Genomic DNA, 21,934 nt, shown 5'->3' with positions numbered 1-21,934 from the left:
CGGAGCACACGTGTGCGTTTCGCATGAGCACAACCAGGGCGAGGCCGCGCAGGCCGGTGCCGGAAGACGCGGTTTCCTGCGGGCGACAGCGCTCCTGGGCGCCGCCGCGACGGCCGGCCTCGCACTGCCGACGGCCGCCGAGGCAGCCCCGGCTTCCGCCGCCTGGCGGCCCGACCCCGACAGCAGCCGCTTCACCCTCGCCGTCATGCCCGACACGCAGTACCTCTTCGACGGGCCCAGCATCGACAGGGCGCCGTTCGAGGCGTCCCTGCGCTATCTGCTGGAGCACGGCGAGGAAGAGAACATCGTCTTCCTGTCCCACCTCGGCGACCTCACGGAGAACGGCGCCCAGAGCGAAGTCACCGCGATCAGCGAGGCGTTCGGGCTGCTGGACCGGCGCGGCGTCGGCTACAGCGTCCTGGCCGGCAACCACGACGTGAAGTCGTCGACCGACGACCAGCGGGGCTCGACGCCGTACCTGGACGCCTTCGGGCCGCAGCGGTTCCAGGGCAAGCCGACGTTCGGCGACGCCTCCCCGGACGGCTACAACACCTTCCACCTCTTCAAGGCGGCCGGCCGGGAGTGGATGGTGCTCGCGCTGGACTGGCGGCTGTCGGCGAAGGGGTACGCATGGGCCAGGGAGGTCATCGCCCGGCACCCGAAGACTCCGGTGATCCTCACCACGCACGAGCTGGTCGTCGAGGACGACAGCCTGTCGGTGTACGGGCAGCAGCTGTGGGACCAGCTGATCGAGGACCACGACCAGATCTTCCTCACCCTCAACGGGCACTACTGGCCCGCCGGCCGCGCAACCCGCAAGAACGCGGCCGGACATGAGGTCCACCTCCACCTGACGAACTACCAGAACCGCTACTTCGGCGGCGCGGCGATGATCCGCCTCTACCACTTCGACCTGGACCGGAACGTCATCGACGTGGAGACGGTCTCCCCGTGGATCCTGGGCCGGGCCGCGCAGGGGCTCAACGAGCTGGAGCGGCAGGAGATCGAGCTGAGCGGCGACGCCGACCGGTTCTCGGTCGACATCGACTTCGCGGACCGCTTCGCCGGCTTCGCCCCGGTGCCTCCGCGCCCGGCACGTCCGGCGTCGAAGATGCTGCTCCCTGGCACGGTCGCCTACTGGCGCTTCGACGGGCACGACGACGGAGCGGCCGTCACCGGCACGGTCCGTGACCTGTCCGGACGCGGCAACGACCTCACCCTCGTCACGGTCGGCGGCTCCACGCTGACCTGGTCCTCGGACCACCACCCGGATCAACCCGGCCACGGCAGCCTGGAGTTCCACGGCGGCAAGCCCCCGCTGAAGGGCGCCTATCTGCGCACGGTCGACGGTGCGCCACTCAACTCGACGACGTTCAGGGCCGGTTACACCATCGAGGCCTTCTACCGCGTCCCCGCCGACTGGGACCCCTCCCGCAACGCCTGGTCCGGGCTCGTCAGCCGCACCGGCACCGGCGGCGCCGCGGGCAAGACCGAGGACGACCCGGACGAGCCGCTGGCCACGCTCTCCCTGTCCGACGGCCCCGGCCCGCAGTGGGCGGTCCGTCCGCTCAACCAGCAGGGCATCGCCACGAACTGGGGCGACGAGACGGCCCGGGAGGTGTGGTGGCACGTCGCCGTCGTCAACGACGGTTCCCACACGACGATGTACGTCCAGGGCTGCCCCGTCGCCCGCAATCCGCACGCCTCCTCCGTCGGCATCACCTCGGTCGGGCTGCCGTGGCTGCTGGGCGGCTACGAGTACGGCGGCTCCATCGACCAGATCCTCCACGGCCGGCTCGGCGACGTCCGCATCGTCGAACGGGCGCTGCCCGTCACGTCGTTCATGAACCACTGACCTCGTCTTCACGGACCACGAAGTGCAACGAAGGACCACGATGACCGAGCAGCAGCTGCCCTCCTGGGCCGACCCGTCCGTCTCCCCCGCCGATCTCGACCCGCAGGGCGTCTCCCGACGCCAACTCCTGCGCCGGGCGGGCCTGTTCGGCGCCGCGTTCGCCCTCGGCCCCACGGCCGTGCCCGCGGCGGCCTCCGAGCAGCGCTACGGCGGCGACGATCCGTACCTCGCCTATCTGGTCGGCGACCACCACATCCACACCGTCTACAGCCACGACGCCAAGTACACGTTCTCCCAACTGGCCACCGCGGGCGCCCGGTACGGCCTGGACTGGATGGTCTTCAACGAGCACTCCAACTTCGGGCACGCGAACCTCGGCGCGCAGATGGAACACGAAGAGATCCTCAAGGCCCGCGCCGAGAACCCGCGCCAGCTGATCTTCCAGGGCCTGGAGTGGTACATCCCGGCCGCCGAACACTGCACGGTCTTCGCCGCACCCGGCCCCCACGAGGTCGATCTGCTCACCCGGTTCGAGCTGGCCTACGACGGCAAGCTGCTCGGCTACGACAAGGGCGGCGCCGCCGACGCCGACACCGCCCGCAACGAGGCGCACGCCGTCAAGGCCATCCAGTGGCTGGCCGAGCAGCGGCGCAACGGCTACGTCGACGACGTGCTGGTGCTCGCCAACCACCCGCTGCGCCTGGGCATCGACTCCCCGCACGAGATGCGCAACTGGCGGGACGCGGCGCCCGAGATCATGGTCGGCATGGAGGGCGCTCCGGGCGCCCAGGGCGCGGCCATACCCGGCTGGCGCGGGACGACGTCGATCCGGGGCGAGTACGAGAACAAGCCGTCGGCGCAGTCGTGGGCCGGTTATCCGGCGGACGCCTATCTCACCTACGGCGGTTTCGACTGGGCGACCGCGACCGTCGGCGGGCTGTGGGACGCGATGCTCGCCGAGGGCAAGCTGTTCTCCGTCACCACCAACTCCGACGCCCACCGGGTGGTGTTCGACACCTGGAAGAACGGCGACTGGCCGGCCGGGCAGAACTTCGACAACACCGGCAAGCTCCCCGACCCGGTGAACACGGACACCCCGCAGCCCGGCAGCGACTTCTGGCCCGGCCAGTTCAGCCGCACCCACGTCGGCGTCACCCGCTACGGCTATCGCGCGGTGATGGCGGGACTGCGCGCGGGGCGCGTCTGGCTCGACCACGGGCATCTGCTGGACGGACTGGAGGTGCGGTTGAAGCGCGAGTACGACCACGGCCGGGGCGTCACGCTCGGCGGCCGGCTGCGCGTCCGCAAGGGCGAGAAGCTCGCCCTGGACGTCACCGTGACGACGACCTCGCGGCCCAACGCCCAGGGAATCCTGCCGGAGTTGGCGCACGTGGACGTCATCCGGGGTGCCGTGCGCGGACCGGTGACCGACCGGGACACCTGGCGGGCGCCCGACACCAAGGTCGTCCGGTCGAAGGACGTGAGCGGCCGCGAGGGGACGTACACCCTGCGCATCCCGCTGACCGCCGGGGACGAGTCCTTCTACGTCCGGCTGCGCGGCAGCGACGGCAACCGCAACGCAGCGGGCTACCTGGGCGCCTCCGTCGACCCGCACGGGCCCATTCCGCACGCGCCCGGGGACGGTGACCCGTGGGCCGATACGTGGTTCTATTCCAACCCCATCTTCGTCGACGTGGCAGGTGCCTGATGAAGCGTCATCTAGTTGCTCTGGCTTGCTTATCGGGTGCTCTCACGCTCGGCGCGGGCACCGCGTCGGCCACCGGCGAGCCGCACTGGGCGACGACCGGCACGGCGTACACCGACACCCTCGGCGGCGGGCAGGGCCTGGCCAGTCGCGCGGACGGCTCGCTGCTGTACCGCGGCCTCGCCTCCGTCCCGCTGGACCTGCGCGTCAAGGGCTGGAACCACATCGGTGACCCGGACATCGCGCGCGGGTACGTCTTCGACGCCTACCAGGGTGCGGACACGGCCACGTCGAAGATGTTCGCGGTGACCGGGCCGACCGGGAAGCGCTACGAGTACGTCCACCGGCTCAACCCGGGTGAGAAGCTGAACAACTCCTTCGCCACCGTCTCGCCCGACGGCCAGTGGCTGGTGTCGGGCGAGTGGGGCGAGCAGAGCAGACTTCAGGTCTTTCCCGCCCCGCTGCTCAACCCGGCCACTCTCCCGACGGGAGGTGATCTGAAGGAGGCCTGGCAGATCACCCTGGACAAGAAGGTCCGCGACATCCAGGGCTGCGACTTCGTGACGGGCACCCGCCTGCTGTGCGCGTCGAACGACGCCACCGGCACCCTGTTCCCCGAGATCCGGCCGCTCCTCCAGGTCGAACTGTCGCGGGGACTGGACGGACAGCCGGTCACCGGCTCGGTGAAGAGCCTGTTCGCGCTCCCGCAGCGCAGCGTGTGCACGGGCACGTTCGAGACGGAGGGCCTCGACTACGACGTGAACAGCGGGACCCTGCGGGTGGAGATGATCCCGCCGGGCGTGTGTGCGGTGGCGACCGCCGTCCACTCGTACAAGCAGGTCACGGACTGATCGACGGGAGGTGCGGTGAACCCTCAGGCGTAGAACCGCGACAGGCTCTGCAGCACCGCCGCCGGCTTCGCCCCGCCCTCGATCTCGATGGTCCCGTCGACGGCTATCTGCACACCGCCGGGCACGTCCTCGACCTCGGCCAGCTTCCCCACCAGCCGGATGCGCGAGCCCACCTTCACCGGGGAGGGGAAACGCACCTTGTTCAGGCCGTAGTTGACCTTCGTGGTCACGCCCTGGACGTCCAACAGCTCGGTGAACAGCGGGATGAAGAGGGAGAGGGTGAGATAGCCGTGCGCGATGGGGGCACCGAAGGGGCCCGCCGCGGCCTTCTCCGGGTCCACGTGGATCCACTGGTGGTCGCCGGTGGCGTCGGCGAAGGTGTTGATGCGCTCCTGCGTGACCTCGATCCACTCGCTGGTGCCGAGGTCGCTGCCGGCAAGCTTCTTCAGTTCGTCGAGGCCGTTGACGGTGATGCCCATGTGGCGTTCCTTAGCTGAGAGTCGAAAGCTGAGAGTCGAAGGTGAAATGAACGTCAGGAATTGGTGCCGAAGCGCTTGCGCACCCGGGACTTGAGGAGCTTTCCGGAGGCGGTGCGCGGGAGTTCGTCCGCGATGACGACCGACTTCGGGATCTTGTACTTGGCGAGCCGGCCGGCGAGCGCGGCCAGCACCTCGTCGGGGTCCGGCGAGGCGCCCTCGCGCGGCACGACGACCGCGCGCGGCACCTCGCCCCACTTGTCGTCGGGCACGCCGATGACCGCGCACTCGACGATGTCCGGGTGGGCGAGGAGCAGGTCCTCGATCTCGGCGGGGTAGATGTTCTCGCCACCCGAGATGATCATGTCCTTGATGCGGTCGACGATGAAGACGTAGCCGTCCTCGTCGACGCGGGCGGCGTCCCCGCTGCGGAACCAGCCGTCCACGAAGGAGGCGGCCGTCTCCTCGGGCAGCCCCCAGTAGCCGGGCATGACGTGCGGCCCGCGGACCACGACCTCGCCGGTCTCGTCGGTGGCGACGGGAGCCAGGTCCGGCCGTACCACCCGTACGTCGCTGAAGAAGTGCGGCACCCCGGCCGAACCCGCCTTGCTCACCGCGTGTTCGGCGTCCAGGAACAGTGTCCCTGGGGCCGCCTCCGTCATGCCGTAGCCCTGGAGGAAGGTCAGGCCGCGTGCCTGGTACGCGGCGATGAGGGGTGACGGCACCGGGGAGCCGCCGCAGGTGAGGATCCGCAGGGACGACAGGTCGGCGTCCTTCCAGCGCGGATGCCGGGCGATCTGGTCGAACATCGTCGGCACGCCGAACATGAAGGTGATCCGGTGCCGTTCGACCAGGTCGAAGGTGGCGTCCGGGTCGAAGGCCTCGACCAGGACGCAGGTGCCGCCCTTGAGGAGGACCGGCAGGGTGAGCATGTTCAGACCGGCCGTGTGGAACAACGGGGCGGAGACCAGGGCGCGTTCGTCGGCGATCAGGTCGGTGTCGACCAGGACGTTGATCGCGTTCCAGGTGAGGTTGCCATGGGTGAGCATCGCGCCCTTGGGCCGACCGGTGGTGCCCGAGGTGTACATGATGATGCAGGTGTCGTCGGCCGCGACGGGCTCGTCGATGGGCTCGGTGGCGGCCTCCGCCAGCGCTTGCTCGTACTCGGCGCCGACCTCGACGTACGTCCGTACGTCCGTGCTGCCCGGCAGCCCGGCGACCAGCCCCTGGAACGACGGGCCGTAGACGAGCGCCTTGGCGCCGGAGTCGGCCAGCTGGTAGGCGATCTCCGGGCCGGCCAGGCGGGTGTTGAGGGGGACGAAGACGGCACCGAGTGTGCCTGCCGCGAACAGGGTCTCCAGGTAGGAGGGGTGGTTGGGGCCGAGGTAGGCGATGCGGTCGCCGCGCCTGATGCCCCGGGCGCGCAGGGCGTGGGCGAGACGGATGGTGCGTGTATGCAATGTGCGGTAGTCCGTCGACTGCTCACCGTGAACCAGGGCGGTGCGGTGCGGGGTCTTGCGGGCCCGGCGTGCGGGCCACGACCCCAGTCCCTCGTTGCGCATCTTGAGGCCCCTTACGGTTTCGTCAGCCCGAGCAGGCGGGCGGCGTTCTCCTTGAGGATCTTCGGCTTGACCTCGTCCTTGATCGACAGCTTCGCGAAGTCGGCGAGCCAGCGGTCGGGGGTGAGGACGGGGAAGTCGGAGCCGAAGAGGACCTTGTCCTTGAGCAGCGTGTTGGCGTACTGCACCAACTGCGGCGGAAAGTACTTCGGCGACCAGCCGGACAGGTCGATGTGCACGCCCGGCTTGTGGGTGGCGACGGCGAGGGCCTCGTCCTGCCAGGGGAAGGACGGGTGCGCCAGGATGATCTTCAGGTGCGGGAAGTCGGCGGCCACGTCGTCCACGTGCAACGGGTTCGAGTACTTGAGGCGGATCCCGCCCCCGCCGGGCACTCCGGCGCCGATGCCGGTCTGGCCGGTGTGGAAGAGGGCGATCGTGCCGGTCTCCTCGATCACCTCGTAGAGGTCGTACGCCACCGAGCGGTCGTTGGGGAAGAAGCCCTGGATGCTGGGGTGGAACTTGAAGCCCTTCACCCCGTACTCCTCGACCAGGCGGCGGGCCTGCTTGACGCCCGCCTTCCCCCGGAAGGGGTCGATGGAGGCGAAGGGGATGAGGACGTCCGCGTTGGCGGCGGCCGCCTCGGCGACCTCCTCGTTGGGGACCGGGGCCGTGCCGGTCGCGGACTCGGCATCCACCGTGAAGATCACGGCGGCCATCTTCCGCTCCCGGTAGTAGGCGGCCGTCTCCTCCAGGGTCGGCTTCCGCTTCCCCTCGACCTTGAAGTAGGCCGAGGAGGCGTCGTGCAGGTCGTCGTCGAGGGAGGAGTGTCCCTTGGAGGACACCTCCGCGTGCGTGTGGACGTCGATCGCGACGAGATCCTCGACGTTGAGGTTCGCCATGGTCAGGCCTCCGGGAACTTGGGAGCCGGGATACCGACCGTCTGGAGTTCGGCGCCGGCCGACGTGGGGAAGGCGTCGGCCAGGGTCTCGGGGGTCCAGCCGCCGTCGGCGTAGGCCGCGCTGATCTCCTGCGGATGCGACCAGAGTGCCACCTTGTCGCCGCCGATGCCGATGGCCTGGCCGGTGATCGAGCGAGCCGCCTCGGAGGCGAGGAAGGGCACGAGGGCCGCGCAGTCCTCGGGGGTGCCGAAGCCCTCGCCCTTGCGGAGGAAGTCCGGCAGCGGCTCGCCGTTCTTCATCGCCTCGATGTACGGGGCGAAGGCGGGGATCGTCTCGGTCATCGCGGTCGCGGCGACCGGCACGATCGCGTTGACGGTGATGCCCGCGCGGCCCAGCTCCATGGACCAGGTGCGGGCCATCGCGGCGATACCGGCCTTGGCGGCGGCGTAGTTCGTCTGCCCGAAGTTGCCGCGCTGTCCGGCCGGGGAGCCGACCAGGATCAGGGTGCCGCCCTCGCCCTGCTCGCGCATGCGGACGGCGGCGGCGCGGGCGCAGGTGAAGGTGCCCTTGAGGTGGGTGGTGATCACCGCGTCGAAGTCCTCGTCGGTCATCTTCCACAGCACCTTGTCGCGCAGGATGCCCGCGTTGGTGACCAGGATGTCGAGCCGCCCGAACTCCTCGACGGCACGGTTGACCAGCCGGTCGGCGGCCTCGGACGTCCCGACCGGGACCACCTCGGCGACGGCGGTGCCGCCCGCCTCGGTGATGGACTTCACGGCCTGCTCGGCCACGGCCTCGTCGACGTCGTTGACGACCACAAAGGCGCCGTGGGCGGCCAGGGCGTTGGCGTAGGCGAGGCCGAGGCCCCGGCCGCTGCCGGTGACGACGGCGGCCTTGCCGGTGAGATCGATGCTGGGCACGGGCGGGTCCCTTCACAACTGACACGGGTGATGCGGCCGCGGCTGTGCGGCGTCGAGATCGAAGCTAAGAGCAATAATTGGTGACGTCAATAGTTGTTGCCGCCCGTCCGGTGCGTCAGACTGGACCCCAGCACCGATCCGAAACGACTCAGCCACTGCTCGGCACGCCGAACGCCCCACCCCCGGGGCCTCTCCCAGGGAGCCCGCCATCGCCCGCCAGCCACACGCCACCGACCACGCCGCAGGCCCAGCCCCGATCGACGCCGACGAGCCGTGGATGCGCGGGCTGCACGCGGACACCGGCTACCTCCTGTACCGGCTGGGCCTGCGCTCCGGGCAACTGTTCAACGGCTTCCTCCAGGAGTCCGGCCTGCGCCTGCGCCACTACGCACTGCTCCGCCTCCTCGCCACGTCCGGGGGCGCCCTCCAGCGCGAACTGAGCACGACCCTCGGCTACGACCCGAGCGCGATCGTCGGCCTGGTCGACGACCTGGAGAAGCTGGGCTTCGCCGAGCGCCGCCCGTCCCCGGACGACCGCCGCAGCCGCATCGTCGTCCTCACCGAGGCCGGCCGCGACTTCCTGCGCGACACCGACGAGGCCGGCCTGCGGGTGACCAACGAACTCCTCGACCCGCTCGACCCGGCCGAACGGGAGACGCTGCACGGGCTGCTGCTGCGGGTCACCGAGGACGGACTCAACTAATGTTGTGCAAGTGATTGACGGCCGCACGATGTGTGCCTAACTTCGCCGGGGCGCCGGTGAAGTCCCCCACCGGTGACACCCCCACGGCACCGGCAACAGGGAGCTCATCGTGCAGCCACCCCCCACGTCCGCCCGTCAACCATCCCCCGATCAGCGGCAGTTGCGCCGCGTCGCGTTGTCCGGCCTGCTCGGCACCGCAGTGGAGTTCTACGACTTCCTCGTCTACGGCACGGTCGCCGCGCTGGTCTTCGGCGACCTGTTCTTCCCCGGCGCCGACCCCGCGGTCGGCACGATCGCGGCCTTCGGCACCTTCGCCGCGGGCTATGTGGCCCGCCCGCTCGGCGGCATCGTCTTCGGCCACTTCGGCGACCGCCTCGGCCGCAAGTCGATGATGCTGCTGACCATGGCCCTGATGGGCTGCGGCAGCTTCCTGATCGGCGTACTGCCGACATACGACATGATCGGCATGTGGGCCCCCGTCCTCCTGGTCGCCCTGCGCGTCGTACAGGGCCTCGCGATCGGCGGCGAGTGGGGCGGCGCGACCCTGATGGTCGTCGAGCACGCCGAACGCGTCCAGGGCTCCCGGCGTGGCCTGTGGTCCAGCTTCACCCAGCTCGGCGCCCCGCTCGGCTCCGTGCTGTCGGCCGGCGTGGTCACCCTGGTCTCCGCGCTCCCCGACGACGACTTCCGCTCCTGGGGCTGGCGGGTGCCGTTCCTGCTGAGCATCCTGCTCCTGGCCGTCGGCATGTTCGTCCGCCTCAAGGTCGCGGAGAGCCCGCTGTTCGCGGAGGTGAAGCGGGAGCCGTCGGCGAAACCCCCGGTCGTGGAGGTGCTGCGCCGACCGAAGCCGGTGCTGCTGGCCGCCTGTGTCGGCATCGGCGCGTTCACCGCGCAGTCGCTGCTGACGGGATTCATGATTTCGTATGCGGTCGACCACGGGTACAGCCGCCCACAGGTGCTCACCGCCGTGACCGTCGCCTCCTGCGTGGCCCTGCTGGTACTGCCCGCCGCGTCCGCGCTGTCCGACCGGGTCGGCCGCCGCCCGGTGGTCCTGGCCGGCGCCGTCGCCTCGGCCGCGCTCGCCTTCCCGGTGCTGGCCCTGGTCGACTCCGGCTCCCCCGGCCTGCTGATCCTCGCCCTCGTACTCGGCCACGGCATCGCCCAGTCCACGATGTACGGCCCGCTCGGCGCCCTGCTCACCGAGATGTTCGGCACCCGCGTCCGCTACACCGGCGCCTCCCTCGGCTACCAGGCGGCGACCCTGGTCGGCGCCGGGTTCTCGCCGCTGATCGCCAGCAGCCTGCTCGCCTCGAACGGCGGCGGCAGCACGCCCGTCTCACTGCTGCTGTGCGCCGGCGCGGCGATCACCGCGCTCACCGTCTGGCGGATGCGCGAGACCCACACCGACACCCTCGACCCCTCCCCGTCCCGCACCACCACCCCCACCCCGGAAGGGACGCTCCGTTGAAATCCCACACCCACATCGCCTTACTGACCCTGACCCTGTGCGCGACGACCGCCCTGCCCGCGCAGGCTCAGGCCGCCACGGACACCCACCTGGTCACGGACACCCACCTGGAAGGCCAACTCCCCTCCGGGGCCGCCTACTTGATGGATGTACCCGCCGACTGGAACGGCACCGTCCTCCTCTACAGCCACGGCTACCGCGCCGCCGGCTGGCCCAACCCGGCCCAGAACGCGCCCGATTCGGACACCGGTGGCGGGACGACCGCCCGACTCCTCGCCGAGGGCTACGCACTCATCGGCTCCTCGTACGCGACGACCGGCTGGGCCGTCACCGACGCCGTGCCGGACCAACTCGCCACCCTCGACCTGTTCACGCAGAAGTTCGGCCCGGCCCGGCGGACGCTCGCCTGGGGCACCTCGTACGGCGGCTTCGTGACGACGACCCTGGCCGAGCGGCACGCCGACCGTCTCGACGGGTCCCTGTCGATGTGCGGACTCGTGCAGGGCGGCGTCGCCAACTGGAACAACACGCTCGATCCGGTGTTCGCTCTGAAGTCCCTGCTCGCGCCGGACGCCGACATCCCGCTCACCGGCTTCGCCGACCAGTCCTCCGCGGTCGCCGCGTCGAACGCCCTCACCGCGAAGGTGGCGGCGGCCCAGCAGACCCCGGCAGGCCGCGCCCGGATCGCACTGGCCGCCGCCCTCCACAACATCCCCGGCCACAACGACCCCGCACAGACCGAGCCCGGCCCGACCGACTGGGACGCACAGCAGGTCAACCAGTACGCGGCCGTCACCGGCCTCCTCCGGCTCCCCGCCTTCTCCTGGCGACAGGAGGCGGAGACCCGCGCCGGCGGCAACCCCTCCTGGAACACCGGCGTCGACTACACCGCCATGCTCGGGCGCTCCCCGCTGTACAAAGAGGTGACAGAGCTCTACAAGGAGGCGGGCGTGTCCTTGCGCGAGGACCTCAGCACTCTCGACCAGGCACCGCGTGTCTCCGCCGACCCCGCCGCCGTACGCTGGATGCGAGACACCAGCGCCTTCACAGGCCGCCTCACCGATCCCCAGCTCAACATCCACACCACCGGCGACGCGCTGATCCCCGTACAGGCCGAGAACGCCTACCGGCGGGCCGCCACCGCCGCAGGCGCGGACCCACTGCTCCGCCAGGGCTACGTCGACGGCCCCGGCCACTGCGCCTTCACCCCCGGCGAGATGCTCGGCGCCCTGCACACACTGGAACACCGACTGGACACAGGCCGCTGGGACACCTCACCCGCCGCTCTCAACTCCCGCGCCCAGCAGGAGGACCCGACCACCCCGGGCCGCTACCTCGCGTACCGGCCCACCTCCTACCCCCGCCCGTACGACCTCGCACACCCGGGAGACGCCCGGCCATGACCACCCGCTCCGCGCCCGACCGGCTGCTGTCCGTACTCGCCGCGTTCGACCACGAACACCCGGCGCTGTGCCTGACGGACATCAGCCGGCGGGCCGGGCTGACCCTGACCACCACCCACCGGCTCGTCGGCGCCCTGACCGAGTGGGGCGCCTTGGAGCGCGACGAGTCCGGCACGTACCACGTCGGACTGCGCCTGTGGGAGGTCGCGGCGCTAGCACCGCGCGCCCTCGCCCTGCGGCAGGTCGCCCTGCCGTACCTGGAAGACCTGTACGAAGCCACGCACGAGAACGTGCAGTTGGCGGTGCGCGACGGGTCCGAGGTCGTCTACATCGAATGGATCTCGGGGCGCTCCGCGGTCGGCGTCCACATCCGTCTCGGAGCCCGCTGGCCCCTGCACGTCACCGGCGTCGGACTCGCGCTGCTGGCGTACGGCGACCCGGACCTCCAGGAGGAGTACTGCGCCCGCCCGCTCGCCTCCTACACCCCGTACACGATCACCGACGCGAACCGGCTGCGCCGCATCCTGGCCGAAGTACGCCGCTCGGGCGTCGCGGTGAGCGACCGCCAGGTCACCGAGGACGCCCTCTCGGTGGCCGCGCCGGTACGCGGCCCGGACGGGACACTGGTCGCGGCCGTGTCGGTCGTCGTCCCCCAGGAGGGTGCTCAGATCCCGGCCCTGATCCCGGCGGTGCGGCTGGCGGCGCGGGGGATCTCGCGGGCGCTGGGGTGGCAGCCGGAGGGGAGTCGGGCGTAGGTGGTCGACGGTCGACGCGGGGTCGGCGGTATGCAAGAGACCGTGGACACCTGGGGCGACGCTGTCACATCCCTGTCGCATCCCGGCAACCGCGGGTCGACGGTATACGGAAGACCGTAGACACCAGGTCGACGGTATCCGGTACACCGTGGACACCAGGTCACCCGTATACGGAAGACCGTGGACACCGAGCCGACGGCATACCGCATACGCCGACCGCCGCCCCGCCGATATCCCTCTCACCGGTGAGGAGCAGCCGCCCGCCCCGTCGCGATACCGGGACGACCGTGCGCTGAGGAGCCACGCAGGGCCGGTCTGGCCCGATTGCCGCAGCCGGATCTCGCCGGGCTGCCGGCTCTGGTCCGGCAGGTGTCCGAATCGGCCGGTCTGCAGGTGGAGTTGTGTGTCGCCGGGGAGCCACGGGCGCCGGCTCCGGACACGGAAGTCGCCGCGTACCGTGCCGTGCAGGAAGCCCTGACCAACACGGTGAAGCACGCGTACGCTTCCTCCGCACGGGTCGAACTCGACTGGGCGGAGGACGAGTTGACGGTCACGGTGACGGACGACGGCCAGGGCCCCGCGCACTCCCGCGGCGGGCACGGGCTGATCGGGCTGAGGGAGCGGGCCTTTGCCTGTGGGGGCCGCGCCGAGACGGGGCGCGGGCCGGACGGCGGTTTCCGGGTCGTCGTACGGCTGCCGACGAACGTCGACCGGCAGGCGGCTCTCGGGTGAGCATCCGGGTTGTCGTCGCCGACGACCAGGAGCTGGTCCGCAGCGGTTTCACCATGATCCTTGAGGCGCAGGCGGACATCGAGGTGGTCGGCGAGGCCGGGGACGGCGGCGAGGCGGTCGCGGCGGTGCTGCGGCACACGCCGGACGTGCTGCTGCTCGACATCCGGATGCCGGTGATGGACGGCCTGGAGGCGGCGCGGCGGGTGTGCGCGCAGTCGAGTTGCAAGGTGGTCATGCTGACCACGTTCGACCTGGACGAGTACGTGTACGAGGCGTTGTACGCGGGGGCGAGCGGGTTCCTGCTGAAGGACGTGCGCCGGGACGACCTGGTGCACGCGGTCCGGGTGGTCGCGGCGGGCGACTCGCTGCCGGCTCCGGCGGTGACGCGTCGGCTGGTCGCGGACATCGTGCGGCGCCGGCACGCAGAGTCCGTCGCCGAGGCGGCGCCGGACCGGCTGGGCGTGCTGACCGCCCGCGAGGTGGAGACGCTGCGGATGCTGGCGCGCGGGCTGTCCAACGCGGAGATCGCGACGACCCTGTTCGTCAGCGAACACACCGTCAAGGCCCATGTCGGCAACGTGCTGGGCAAGTTGGGCCTCAGGGACCGGGTGCAGGCGGTGATCTGCGCCTACGAGACGGGTCTGGTGGCTCCGGGCTCCCCCTAGCGGGGGATCCGGGCCGCACAGTCCGACCGGGCTGCTGGTGTTCCCGAGCACCTTCCTGCGCAGCGTGGGACTCGCGGTGGCCGCGGTCGTCGTCATCGACATGCTCGCGGCGATCACCCTGCCGCCGGCGATGCCGGCCGGGTTCGGCGGCAGGATCGCCCCGTCACGCCCCGGGCCAGGGCGTGAGGAGGGCCGCCTCTTCGCCCGCCTCGCCCGTTTCTCGGCCCGCCGCAAGGTCCTCGTCCTCGGCACGGTCGTACCGGCGCTGCTCGTGCTCGCCCTGCCCGTCACCGGCATGACCATCAACCTCGGGGACGCGCGCCAGGTGCCCGCAGACACCGAGGCCCGGCGTTGTACGACACCGTGGACGAGCACTTCCCACCCGGCACTGGGTGTCGCCGGTGGCGGTCGTCGTGAAGCCGGGCACCGACGCGGCGGTGACCGCCCGATCCGCGCGCTGCCGGAGTTCACGGACGCGAACCCGCTGCCGGACGGCGGCATGCTCGTCCGCCTCCGGCCGAACGGCAGCGTCGACGGCCCGGCGGCGACCGGTCTGGTCGAGCGGGTACGGGAGCTGCGCGGCGACGAACCCGTCCAGGTCACCGGCCCGGCGGCCCGGCTGGTCGACTTCCGGCAGATGCTCCGGGACCGGGCGCCCTGGGCGGCCGGCACCGTCCTCGCCGGGATCTTCGTCCTCCTGTTCGCCTTCACCGGCTCGCTGCTGATCCCGCTGCGCACGATCGTGACGACGCTGCTCAGTCTGGGTGCCGCCCTCGGTGTGGGCGCCGAAGCCGCTGCGACGGGTGCACGAGCGGTTCGGTCCGAGCGAGCCGGTGGCGGCCGGGCCGTCGGTGACGACGAACGCCTGACGCGCGTCCGACGCCGGTGGGGGTCTTCACCGGAATCTCTTCACCGGAATCTCAGACAGCGATCCGCCGTTTCAAAGGATCACCCAAGGTACGAGGCGCACGATGCACCCGCAAAGATGGATATCTCAGGAAGGCGTGCCGTGGGCGTCCCGCACATACCGAACCGGTCCGAGCGGCAGTCAAAGGGGTGGTCCCGGCGCGGGCTGCTCGGTCTGCTCGGCGCGGTCCCCGCCGCCGCCGTACTCACCGGGTGCGACGGCGGCACGGCAGATGCCTCGGAGGGAAAGACGTCGACGGCCTCCGTACGGGCCGCCACGAAGAAGGCGGTCATCGCCGTCACCCCCGCCGACGGCACCAAGAAGGCCGGCTTCACCAGCCCCGTCGAGGTGACCGTGACCGACGGCACGCTCACCTCCGTGGAGGTCACCGGCAACGACGGCTCCTCGCTGGCCGGCTCCTTCAACGACGCCCGGACGAGATGGACCTCGGCCGAGAACCCGTACTCGGGCACGAAGTACCAGGTCACCGCCGAGGCGGAGGGCGGCACCGAGGAGAGCGCGACGTTCACCACGAAGTCGCCCGGCGAGACCTTCGTCGGCTACTTCACGCCCGAGGCGAACTCGACGTCCGGCGTCGGTATGCCCGTGTCGATCAACTTCACGCACGCGGTGACGGACAAGGCCGCCGTCGAGAAGGCGATCACGGTGACCGCCGAGCCCGCGGTCGAGGTCGTCGGACACTGGTTCAGCGACACCCGGCTCGACTTCCGGCCCGAGACGTACTGGGCGGCCGGCACCACGATCACGCTCGGTTTGCGGTTGAAGGACATCGAGGGAACGGATGGTGTCTACGGTATGCAGTCGAAGGACGTCACCTTCCACATCGGCCGCGAGCAGATCAGTACGGTCGACCTCGCCACCAAGCGGATGACGGTCCGGCGCGACGGCGTGACCACTGCCACCTACCCGGTGTCGGGCGGCGACGCCGACCACACCACCTGGTCCGGGATCATGGTGATCAGCGAGCGGTTCGAACAGACCCGCATGGAGTCCTCGACGGTCGGCCTCGGCGACGAGTACGACATCGCGGACGTCCCGCACGCCCAGCGGCTGACCACGTCCGGCACCTTCGTCCACGGCAACTACTGGGCGTCCACCTCGGTGTTCGGCAGCGAGAACGCCAGTCACGGCTGCATCGGTCTCCACGACGCGAAGGGCGCGAGCGACAGCTCCGTGGCCGGCTACAAGTTCTACGACAGCTCGATGCTCGGTGACGTCGTCGTCGTGAAGAACTCCGGCGAGGACACCGTCGATCCGGCCAACGGACTCAACGGCTGGAACCTGTCGTGGGAGGACTGGAAGGCCGGCAGCGCGCTTTAGCACATTCATGTCTTCATCGGGTTAACTCACCTGGGGCAGAAGGACTTTCACTGTTACACCTCTTGACGGCCGGAGTGACCGGGAGCACATTGGGCGCACTTTGAGAGCGCTCTCAGAAGGCTCTCAAGGTGTCTCCAAGGCACCCGCGCACCCCATTCCGTACCCGAGAGGCACCCCCATGAGTGATTCCTCCGGCATACCCCGCAGACGGCGCCCGTTCCGTCGGGCGTTCGTCGCCGTCGTCAGCACCCTGGGCCTCGCGGCGGCCGCTGCCACAGTGGCCTCCCCGTCCGCGAACGCCTCCGCGCCCACGCCCCCGGCGGGCTGGTCGCAGGTCTTCCTCGACGACTTCACCGGTGCCGCGGGCACCGGCGTCAACACCTCCAACTGGCAGTACGCCACCGGGACTTCGTATCCCGGCGGCCCCGCCAACTGGGGCACCGGCGAGGTCGAGACGATGACGAGCAGCACCAACAACGTCTCGCTCGACGGCAACGGCAACCTGCGCATCACCCCGCTGCGCAGCGCGGCCGGCAACTGGACCTCGGGCCGCATCGAGACCAACCGCACCGACTTCCAGCCCCCGTCGGGCGGCAAGCTGCGCGTCGAGGCCCGCATCCAGATGCCGAACGTCACCGGCACGGCGGCCGAGGGCTACTGGCCGGCGTTCTGGATGCTGGGCGCGCCCTATCGCGGCAACTACCAGAACTGGCCGAGCGTCGGCGAGCTGGACATCATGGAGAACGTCCAGGGCCGCAACACCGTGTGGGCCACGATGCACTGCGGCACCAATCCGGGCGGCCCGTGCAACGAGACGACCGGCCTCGGCAACTCGACCTCCTGTCCCGGCACGACCTGCCAGTCCGGCTTCCACACCTACACGATGGAGTGGGACCGCTCGGTGAGCCCCGAGGCGATCCGCTTCTCCGTCGACGGCGTCAACTTCCACACCGTCACCGCCGGCCAGGTCGACGCGACGACCTGGTCCAACGCCACCAACCACGGCTTCTTCGTCATCCTGAACGTGGCGATGGGCGGCGCCTTCCCCGACGCGTTCGGCGGCGGCCTGGACGGCGACACCCGCTCCGGCGTCCCCATGACCGTGGACTACGTGCAGGTGCTGTCGGCCACCGGCGGCGGCACCACCACTCCCCCGCCGACCGGCAACCGTGACGCCTACAGCGCCATCCAGGCCGAGTCGTTCGACGGCCAGTCCGGCACCAGCACCGAGACCACCTCCGACACCGGCGGCGGCCAGAACATCGGCTCCCTCGCCAACGGCGACTGGGCTCTCTACCGGGGCGTCAACTTCGGCTCCACGGCGGCCACCCAGTTCGTCGCCCGGGTCGCGAGCGGCGCGGCGGGCGGCGTCAGCGGTCTGGTCGAGGTCCGCCTGGACAGCCGTACCGGCACACCCGTCGGCAGCTTCTCGCTGGCCGACACGGGCGGCTGGCAGTCGTGGCGGACGGTCCCGGCGAACATCAGCTCCGTGACGGGCACGCACGACGTGTATCTGACGTTCACCAGCGGCCAGTCGGCGGACTTCGTGAACGTGAACTGGTTCAACTTCGGTCACTGACGCCTTCTCCGTGAGGAGTACCGCGGATGCGGGCTCCTCACGGACCCCACTCGCGCATACGTACATGAGCGCATATTCCGTACTCGCCATGCCCGGGCCCGTTTCCGTCCCCCATGCTCAACTCATGCGTCTGCGCAAGCGAGTTGGCCCCGCGGCCGACCCCGGAAAGCATGTGTTCGTTTCCTACTCGCGCCAGGACCGCGAGGACGTCGAAGGGCTCAAGGAGCGGCTCGGGGACAAGGGTGTCAACGTATGGATCGATCTCGTCGACATCCCGGTGTCGTCGCAGTGGCGCGACGAGGTGGCGGACGGCATCCGCCGCTCGGACGTGTTCCTCTTCGTCGTCACACCGCGTTCGGTGAGCTCCGCCATGTGCCGCGAGGAGCTCGCTCTGGCGGTGGAGTACGGCAAGCGGATCGTGCCGTTGGTGCACGAGGCGGTGCCACGGCAGGACCTGCCGCAGGCACTGGACCCGATTCAGGAGACGAACGGCGACGACACCGACGAACTCGTGCGCGTGCTCGCGCTCGATCTGGATCGGGTCCACAGACACACGCTGCTGCTGGCGCAGGCCTACGAGTGGAGCGTGAACGGCCGTCGGCGCAGTGCGCTGCTGCGCGGCCGGGACCTCAGGACCGCGGTGGGGTGGCTGGCCGACAGCACGGCCGACGCCGAGTCGAGTCCGACCGGTCTGCAGCGGGAGTACATCGCCAAGGGGCGCTCCGCCGCCCGCCGGCGGTGGGGCGCCGGGACGGTGTTCGCGGCGGTGTTGACGACGGTCGCCCTGATCGTGGGGCTCGCCCAGGTGGAGGCGGCCCACCAGGCCCGCTCGCGCGAGTTGGCGACGCGCTCCGAGGACGCCCTGAAGGACGGGCTGGACCTGGGGCTGTTGCTGGGGCGCGAGGCGGTCGGGGAACGGCCCACGGTCGAGGCCCGCAGAGCACTGTTCACCGCGCTGCGGACCCGTCCGCGCCAGGCCCGTTTCCTCGACGTGCTGGCGGGAGTCCCGGCCGCTCGGCGGGACGATCCGCTCCGTCATCTGCCGCTGGCGGTCCAGCCCGGCGGCCGGCTCCTGGCGGTCCCCTTGCGGGACGGCGTCCGTCTCGTCACCCTGCCGACGGGGCGGCCCGCCTGGAACATCCGGGGCCCGGTCGGCACGCCGGTCTTCAGCCCGGACGGGCGGTGGCTGGCAGTCGCGACACGCGGCGATCCGCGCAGCGTCCAGCTGGTGGACGTCGCCGAGCGGCGCGTGACCGAGCGGATGACCGTTCCGCAGAGCCGTGGGCGGCCCGACCCGGGCAACGACTTGATACCGGTGGCCTCCCCCACCGCCGTGGCCTTCTCCCCGGACAGCGCCTCACTGGCCATGCCCGCCAACGACAACACGCTGCGCATCCGGCATCTGAAGGACCACCGGTGGAGCGCGCCCCTGAAGGGACACGCCCAGATCTACGACAACGGGCTCACCGAGTACACCAACTTCATCAACACGGTGGCCTTCAGTCCCGACGGCAGGCTCCTGGTCTCCGGCGACTGGCGGGGTGACGTCCTGGTGTGGGACACCCGGACCGGACGGTGCCTGACCAAGCTGTCGGTGTCGGCCGGGAAGAAGCGGGCCGGTGCGGCACGGACGCTGGCCTTCGATCCCAAGGGCACCCATCTGGCCGCGGGCACCGGGCTCGGCGCACTGACGGTGTGGCGCACCGACGGCTGGAAAGTGGTCGTCGAGCCCGAACCCGCTGCCCGCGCCAACCCGGTCGACGCCCTGGCCTTCAGCCCGGACGGCCGGGTGCTGGTGACCGGCGGCTCACAGACGGGGGCACGCCTGTGGGAGGTCGGATCCTGGGAGTTCATCGGCGAACGGCTGTCGAGGGACCATCTGTCGGGGACCAGCGCCGTCTTCCTCGACCACGGGACCTCGATGATCTGGGGTGTGCAGGGCACGGGCAGGCTGGCCGTCTGGGACGTGCGCGGGCCCGGGACGCTGGGTGAAGTGGTGCGGGGCAGCCCGGGTGACGCCGTCGCCGTAGCCGTGGGCCGCGGGTCTGGCGGCCGGGTGGCGGTCGGAGGTGCCGACGGCACCATCACCGTGGGCGGGCTGACGCTGCGTCATGGACTCAGCGGACAGGCGTCGTCGGTGTCCCTGCGGGCGCTGGCGCTGAGCGAGGACGAGCGGACGCTGTTCTCGGCCTCCGACGACGGGTCGGTGAAAGGGTGGGACGTCACCTCCGGCACCCGGCGTGCCGACTGGTCCCTGGGGACCATGACCACCGCCGTCACCCTCGGCGACCACGGGCGTCTGGTCGCGGCCGCGACCTACGACGGTCACATCGTCGTCCGCCGGGTCGCCGACCACAAGCTGCTCGTGAAGGTGCCGGAGGGGGACGAGAACGTCCGCGAGCTCGCCTTCAGCCGGGACGGTTCGCTGCTCGTCGCCGGTACGGAGGGCGGCACCGCCGTCCTGGTGGACGTCGTCGAGGGGCGTGTCCTGGGCACGCTCGGCGGCTACGACTCGTATGTCCGGGGTCTCGCCTTCAGCCCGGACGCAAAGACGCTGGCCGTCGCGAGCGAGGACGGCACGTACGCCTTCTGGGACGTGCCCGACCGTCGGCGGATCGGCGACCGGATGCCCGCGCACATCGGCGAGGTGCTCAGCGCGGAGTTCTCCCCCGACGGCCGGCTGCTGGCCCTCGGCGGCGACCAGGGCCGTGTCCTCCTCGTGGACGTCGCGACCCGACGCGCCCTGGGCCCGGCCCTGACCACGGACACCGCACCGGCCGAGTGCGTGGGCAGCCCCTGTCAGCCGGTGGGGGACCTGGTCTTCACCCCCGACGGCAGACACCTGCTGTCGGCGACCGACGCGGCCCGGCACATCTACGACGAAAGCATGGAGTTGGTCGTCGACGCCTCCTCGATCAGGCAGCCCGGCGCGACCCTGTGGTCCACCGACCTCGCCTCCTGGATCCGGGCCGCCTGCACCCGCGCGGACCGCAACCTCACCGACGCCGAACAGGACCGCTTCGGCATCGGCCGGCCGACACCCTGCCCGGCGTGAACCGCGGCGGCCTCAGCGCAACTCCGCCCGGAACGCCGCCGGCGTCAGCTCCGTGTGCTGGTGGAAGAACTTCGAGAAGTTCGCGGCGTCGGGGAATCCGACGGCGGCGCCGACCCGGCCGATCGGCATGTCCGTGTGGGCGAGCAGGCGCTTCGCCTCCAGGATCACGCGTTTGTCGATGAAGCCCTTGGGGGTCTCGCCGGTGGCGGCGCGGACCGCGCGGACGAGGGTGCGGCGGGAGTAGCCGAGGGCGTCGGCGTAGGCGCTGACGCTGTGGTTGGTGGCGAAGCCCCTCTCGACGGCGTCACGGAAGAGGGTGAAGGTGGTGTCCGACTGTCGTCGGGCCGCCTCCGCCGAGCTCGCGGCGAGATGGGCCAGCCGCAGGAGGAACGCGGTCAGGGTGTGGCGCAGTACCGAGGTGTGCAGGCTCAGCGGGAGGGTGCTCGAGTCCTCTTACTCGCGCCGGAGTTGGGAAAGGGCGGCCCGGAGCGCGGCGAGCCGGCGCTCGTCGGGGCGCAGCAGGGGCGGGAGGTCGTAGCGGTACAGGCCGGTGGCCTCGACGGTGGCGCGGGGCAGGAAGCCGGGCTGCATGGTCAGGACGGTTCCGCGGTACTCGCTCGTCGACGAGAAGCGGTGGACCTGCCCGGGGCGGATCCACAGCAGGTCGCCGGCCGTCGCCTCGTACTCGGCGAAGTCGATCATGTGGTGTACGGGGCCGTCGCTGAAGAGCATGACGACGTGGAAGTCGATGCGGTGCACGCGTTCCAGCGGTGCGTCCGCGTGCCAGGTGCGGCCGGCTCCCATCGGGCCGACCTGCATGCCGACACCGCCGACGCTCAGTTCGACCGGGAAGGGGAACGTTCTGATCCCGTCCACGCCCCCGTCACCGTCTCCCCCTTGGATGGTTCTGTCCGCCATGTCCTTCTCGTGCCGCCTCGGTAGAGCCGTCCGTGTCCCACTTTCACCACAGGCTGACACACCGCGACCTTCCCTCGTAAAAGTCAGACTTTTAAGTTTGAACGCATCAGATCCGCTATTCGCTCCGATCGAGGACTTCTTGA

At 70.7% G+C, this 21,934-nt stretch carries 15 protein-coding genes and 3 pseudogenes; 13 read left to right on the top strand and 5 right to left on the bottom strand.

The window, feature by feature from the left end:
* Positions 1-10: 10 nt before the first annotated feature.
* The 3 genes from ADK57_RS01055 to ADK57_RS01045 are packed head-to-tail and all read left to right on the top strand — an operon-like array spanning position 11 to position 4,411.
* Positions 11-1,855 carry a LamG-like jellyroll fold domain-containing protein gene (locus ADK57_RS01055; RefSeq protein WP_053747370.1) on the top strand — a complete coding sequence of 615 codons (1,845 nt, stop codon included), beginning with the start codon at positions 11-13 and terminating at the stop codon, positions 1,853-1,855.
* A gap of 40 nt (positions 1,856-1,895) precedes the next feature.
* The gene (locus ADK57_RS01050; protein WP_053747369.1) at positions 1,896-3,563 is read left to right on the top strand and encodes a histidinol-phosphatase; all 1,668 of its coding nucleotides are present in this window, start codon (positions 1,896-1,898) and stop codon (positions 3,561-3,563) included.
* Positions 3,563-4,411, top strand: coding sequence for a hypothetical protein (locus tag ADK57_RS01045; protein WP_053747368.1), 849 nt, complete (start codon positions 3,563-3,565; stop codon positions 4,409-4,411). The genes ADK57_RS01050 and ADK57_RS01045 overlap by 1 nt, the downstream gene beginning before the upstream one ends.
* Before the next feature lie 23 nt (positions 4,412-4,434).
* Here the strand turns inward: ADK57_RS01045 and ADK57_RS01040 are convergent, their stop codons facing one another.
* From ADK57_RS01040 to ADK57_RS01025, 4 genes are read right to left on the bottom strand one after another with little or no spacing between them, the layout of a single operon-like run.
* Positions 4,435-4,890, bottom strand: coding sequence for a MaoC family dehydratase (locus tag ADK57_RS01040; protein WP_053747367.1), 456 nt, complete (start codon positions 4,888-4,890; stop codon positions 4,435-4,437).
* A 53-nt stretch (positions 4,891-4,943) separates the two neighbouring features.
* Positions 4,944-6,449 (bottom strand): acyl-CoA synthetase, encoded by a 1,506-nt coding sequence (locus tag ADK57_RS01035; protein WP_053747366.1) that lies wholly within the window; start codon positions 6,447-6,449, stop codon positions 4,944-4,946.
* Positions 6,450-6,460: 11 nt separating this feature from the next.
* Positions 6,461-7,345 (bottom strand): amidohydrolase family protein, encoded by an 885-nt coding sequence (locus ADK57_RS01030; protein WP_053747365.1) that lies wholly within the window; start codon positions 7,343-7,345, stop codon positions 6,461-6,463.
* Between the two features lie 2 nt (positions 7,346-7,347).
* A complete protein-coding gene (locus tag ADK57_RS01025) occupies positions 7,348-8,265 on the bottom strand; it encodes an SDR family NAD(P)-dependent oxidoreductase (protein ID WP_053747364.1) in 918 nt (305 codons plus the stop codon).
* Between the two features lie 277 nt (positions 8,266-8,542).
* Here ADK57_RS01025 and ADK57_RS01020 point away from each other — a divergent pair, with 277 nt between their 5' ends.
* The 10 genes and pseudogenes from ADK57_RS01020 to ADK57_RS00985 all read left to right on the top strand — a co-directional run bounded on the left by ADK57_RS01020 (position 8,543) and on the right by ADK57_RS00985 (position 20,873).
* Complete coding sequence (locus ADK57_RS01020; protein WP_053747363.1) at positions 8,543-8,968, top strand: MarR family winged helix-turn-helix transcriptional regulator; 426 nt, start codon at positions 8,543-8,545, stop codon at positions 8,966-8,968.
* A 109-nt stretch (positions 8,969-9,077) separates the two neighbouring features.
* A complete protein-coding gene (locus ADK57_RS01015; RefSeq protein WP_053747362.1) occupies positions 9,078-10,436 on the top strand; it encodes an MFS transporter in 1,359 nt (452 codons plus the stop codon).
* Positions 10,433-11,839, top strand: a complete 1,407-nt coding sequence (locus tag ADK57_RS46495) for an alpha/beta hydrolase family protein (protein ID WP_107091448.1) — start codon at positions 10,433-10,435, stop codon at positions 11,837-11,839. The genes ADK57_RS01015 and ADK57_RS46495 overlap by 4 nt, the downstream gene beginning before the upstream one ends.
* On the top strand, positions 11,836-12,594 hold the full coding sequence (locus ADK57_RS46670) for an IclR family transcriptional regulator (protein ID WP_107091447.1): 759 nt from the start codon (positions 11,836-11,838) through the stop codon (positions 12,592-12,594). The genes ADK57_RS46495 and ADK57_RS46670 overlap by 4 nt, the downstream gene beginning before the upstream one ends.
* 294 nt (positions 12,595-12,888) lie before the next feature.
* Positions 12,889-13,326: pseudogene (locus ADK57_RS01005) on the top strand (sensor histidine kinase); the annotation flags it as partial.
* Entirely contained in the window at positions 13,323-13,991 is a 669-nt protein-coding gene (locus tag ADK57_RS01000) for a response regulator (protein WP_053747361.1), read from the top strand. The pseudogene ADK57_RS01005 and the gene ADK57_RS01000, both read left to right, overlap by 4 nt.
* Before the next feature lie 100 nt (positions 13,992-14,091).
* Positions 14,092-14,763, top strand: a pseudogene (locus tag ADK57_RS48670) (MMPL family transporter); the annotation flags it as partial.
* Positions 14,764-15,000: 237 nt separating this feature from the next.
* On the top strand, positions 15,001-16,239 hold the full coding sequence (locus ADK57_RS48665) for a L,D-transpeptidase (RefSeq protein WP_053747446.1): 1,239 nt from the start codon (positions 15,001-15,003) through the stop codon (positions 16,237-16,239).
* 178 nt (positions 16,240-16,417) lie between these two features.
* Positions 16,418-17,818, top strand: a complete 1,401-nt coding sequence (locus ADK57_RS00990; RefSeq protein WP_053747360.1) for a glycoside hydrolase family 16 protein — start codon at positions 16,418-16,420, stop codon at positions 17,816-17,818.
* A 124-nt stretch (positions 17,819-17,942) separates the two neighbouring features.
* A complete protein-coding gene (locus ADK57_RS00985; RefSeq protein WP_159049988.1) occupies positions 17,943-20,873 on the top strand; it encodes a TIR domain-containing protein in 2,931 nt (976 codons plus the stop codon).
* Positions 20,874-20,885: 12 nt separating this feature from the next.
* Here ADK57_RS00985 and ADK57_RS00980 read toward each other — a convergent pair.
* Positions 20,886-21,791 (bottom strand): annotated as a pseudogene (locus ADK57_RS00980) (AraC family transcriptional regulator).
* Positions 21,792-21,934: the final 143 nt, after the last annotated feature.

It is taken from the genome of Streptomyces sp. MMG1533, assembly GCF_001279775.1.
Classification (GTDB): Bacteria; Actinomycetota; Actinomycetes; order Streptomycetales; family Streptomycetaceae; genus Streptomyces.
This window is presented reverse-complemented; position numbering and strand designations above follow the sequence as displayed.

Excerpts from the sequence above, each read along its gene's own strand:
- ADK57_RS01040 (WP_053747367.1), bottom strand. The coding sequence starts at position 4,890 with ATGGGCATCACCGTCAACGGCCTCGACGAACTGAAGAAGCTTGCCGGC.
- ADK57_RS00985 (WP_159049988.1), top strand. The coding sequence starts at position 17,943 with ATGCGTCTGCGCAAGCGAGTTGGCCCCGCGGCCGACCCCGGAAAGCAT.
- ADK57_RS00990 (WP_053747360.1), top strand. The coding sequence starts at position 16,418 with ATGAGTGATTCCTCCGGCATACCCCGCAGACGGCGCCCGTTCCGTCGG.
- ADK57_RS01050 (WP_053747369.1), top strand. The coding sequence starts at position 1,896 with ATGACCGAGCAGCAGCTGCCCTCCTGGGCCGACCCGTCCGTCTCCCCC.
- ADK57_RS01020 (WP_053747363.1), top strand. The coding sequence starts at position 8,543 with ATGCGCGGGCTGCACGCGGACACCGGCTACCTCCTGTACCGGCTGGGC.
- ADK57_RS01030 (WP_053747365.1), bottom strand. The coding sequence starts at position 7,345 with ATGGCGAACCTCAACGTCGAGGATCTCGTCGCGATCGACGTCCACACG.
- ADK57_RS01035 (WP_053747366.1), bottom strand. The coding sequence starts at position 6,449 with ATGCGCAACGAGGGACTGGGGTCGTGGCCCGCACGCCGGGCCCGCAAG.
- ADK57_RS46670 (WP_107091447.1), top strand. The coding sequence starts at position 11,836 with ATGACCACCCGCTCCGCGCCCGACCGGCTGCTGTCCGTACTCGCCGCG.
- ADK57_RS01045 (WP_053747368.1), top strand. The coding sequence starts at position 3,563 with ATGAAGCGTCATCTAGTTGCTCTGGCTTGCTTATCGGGTGCTCTCACG.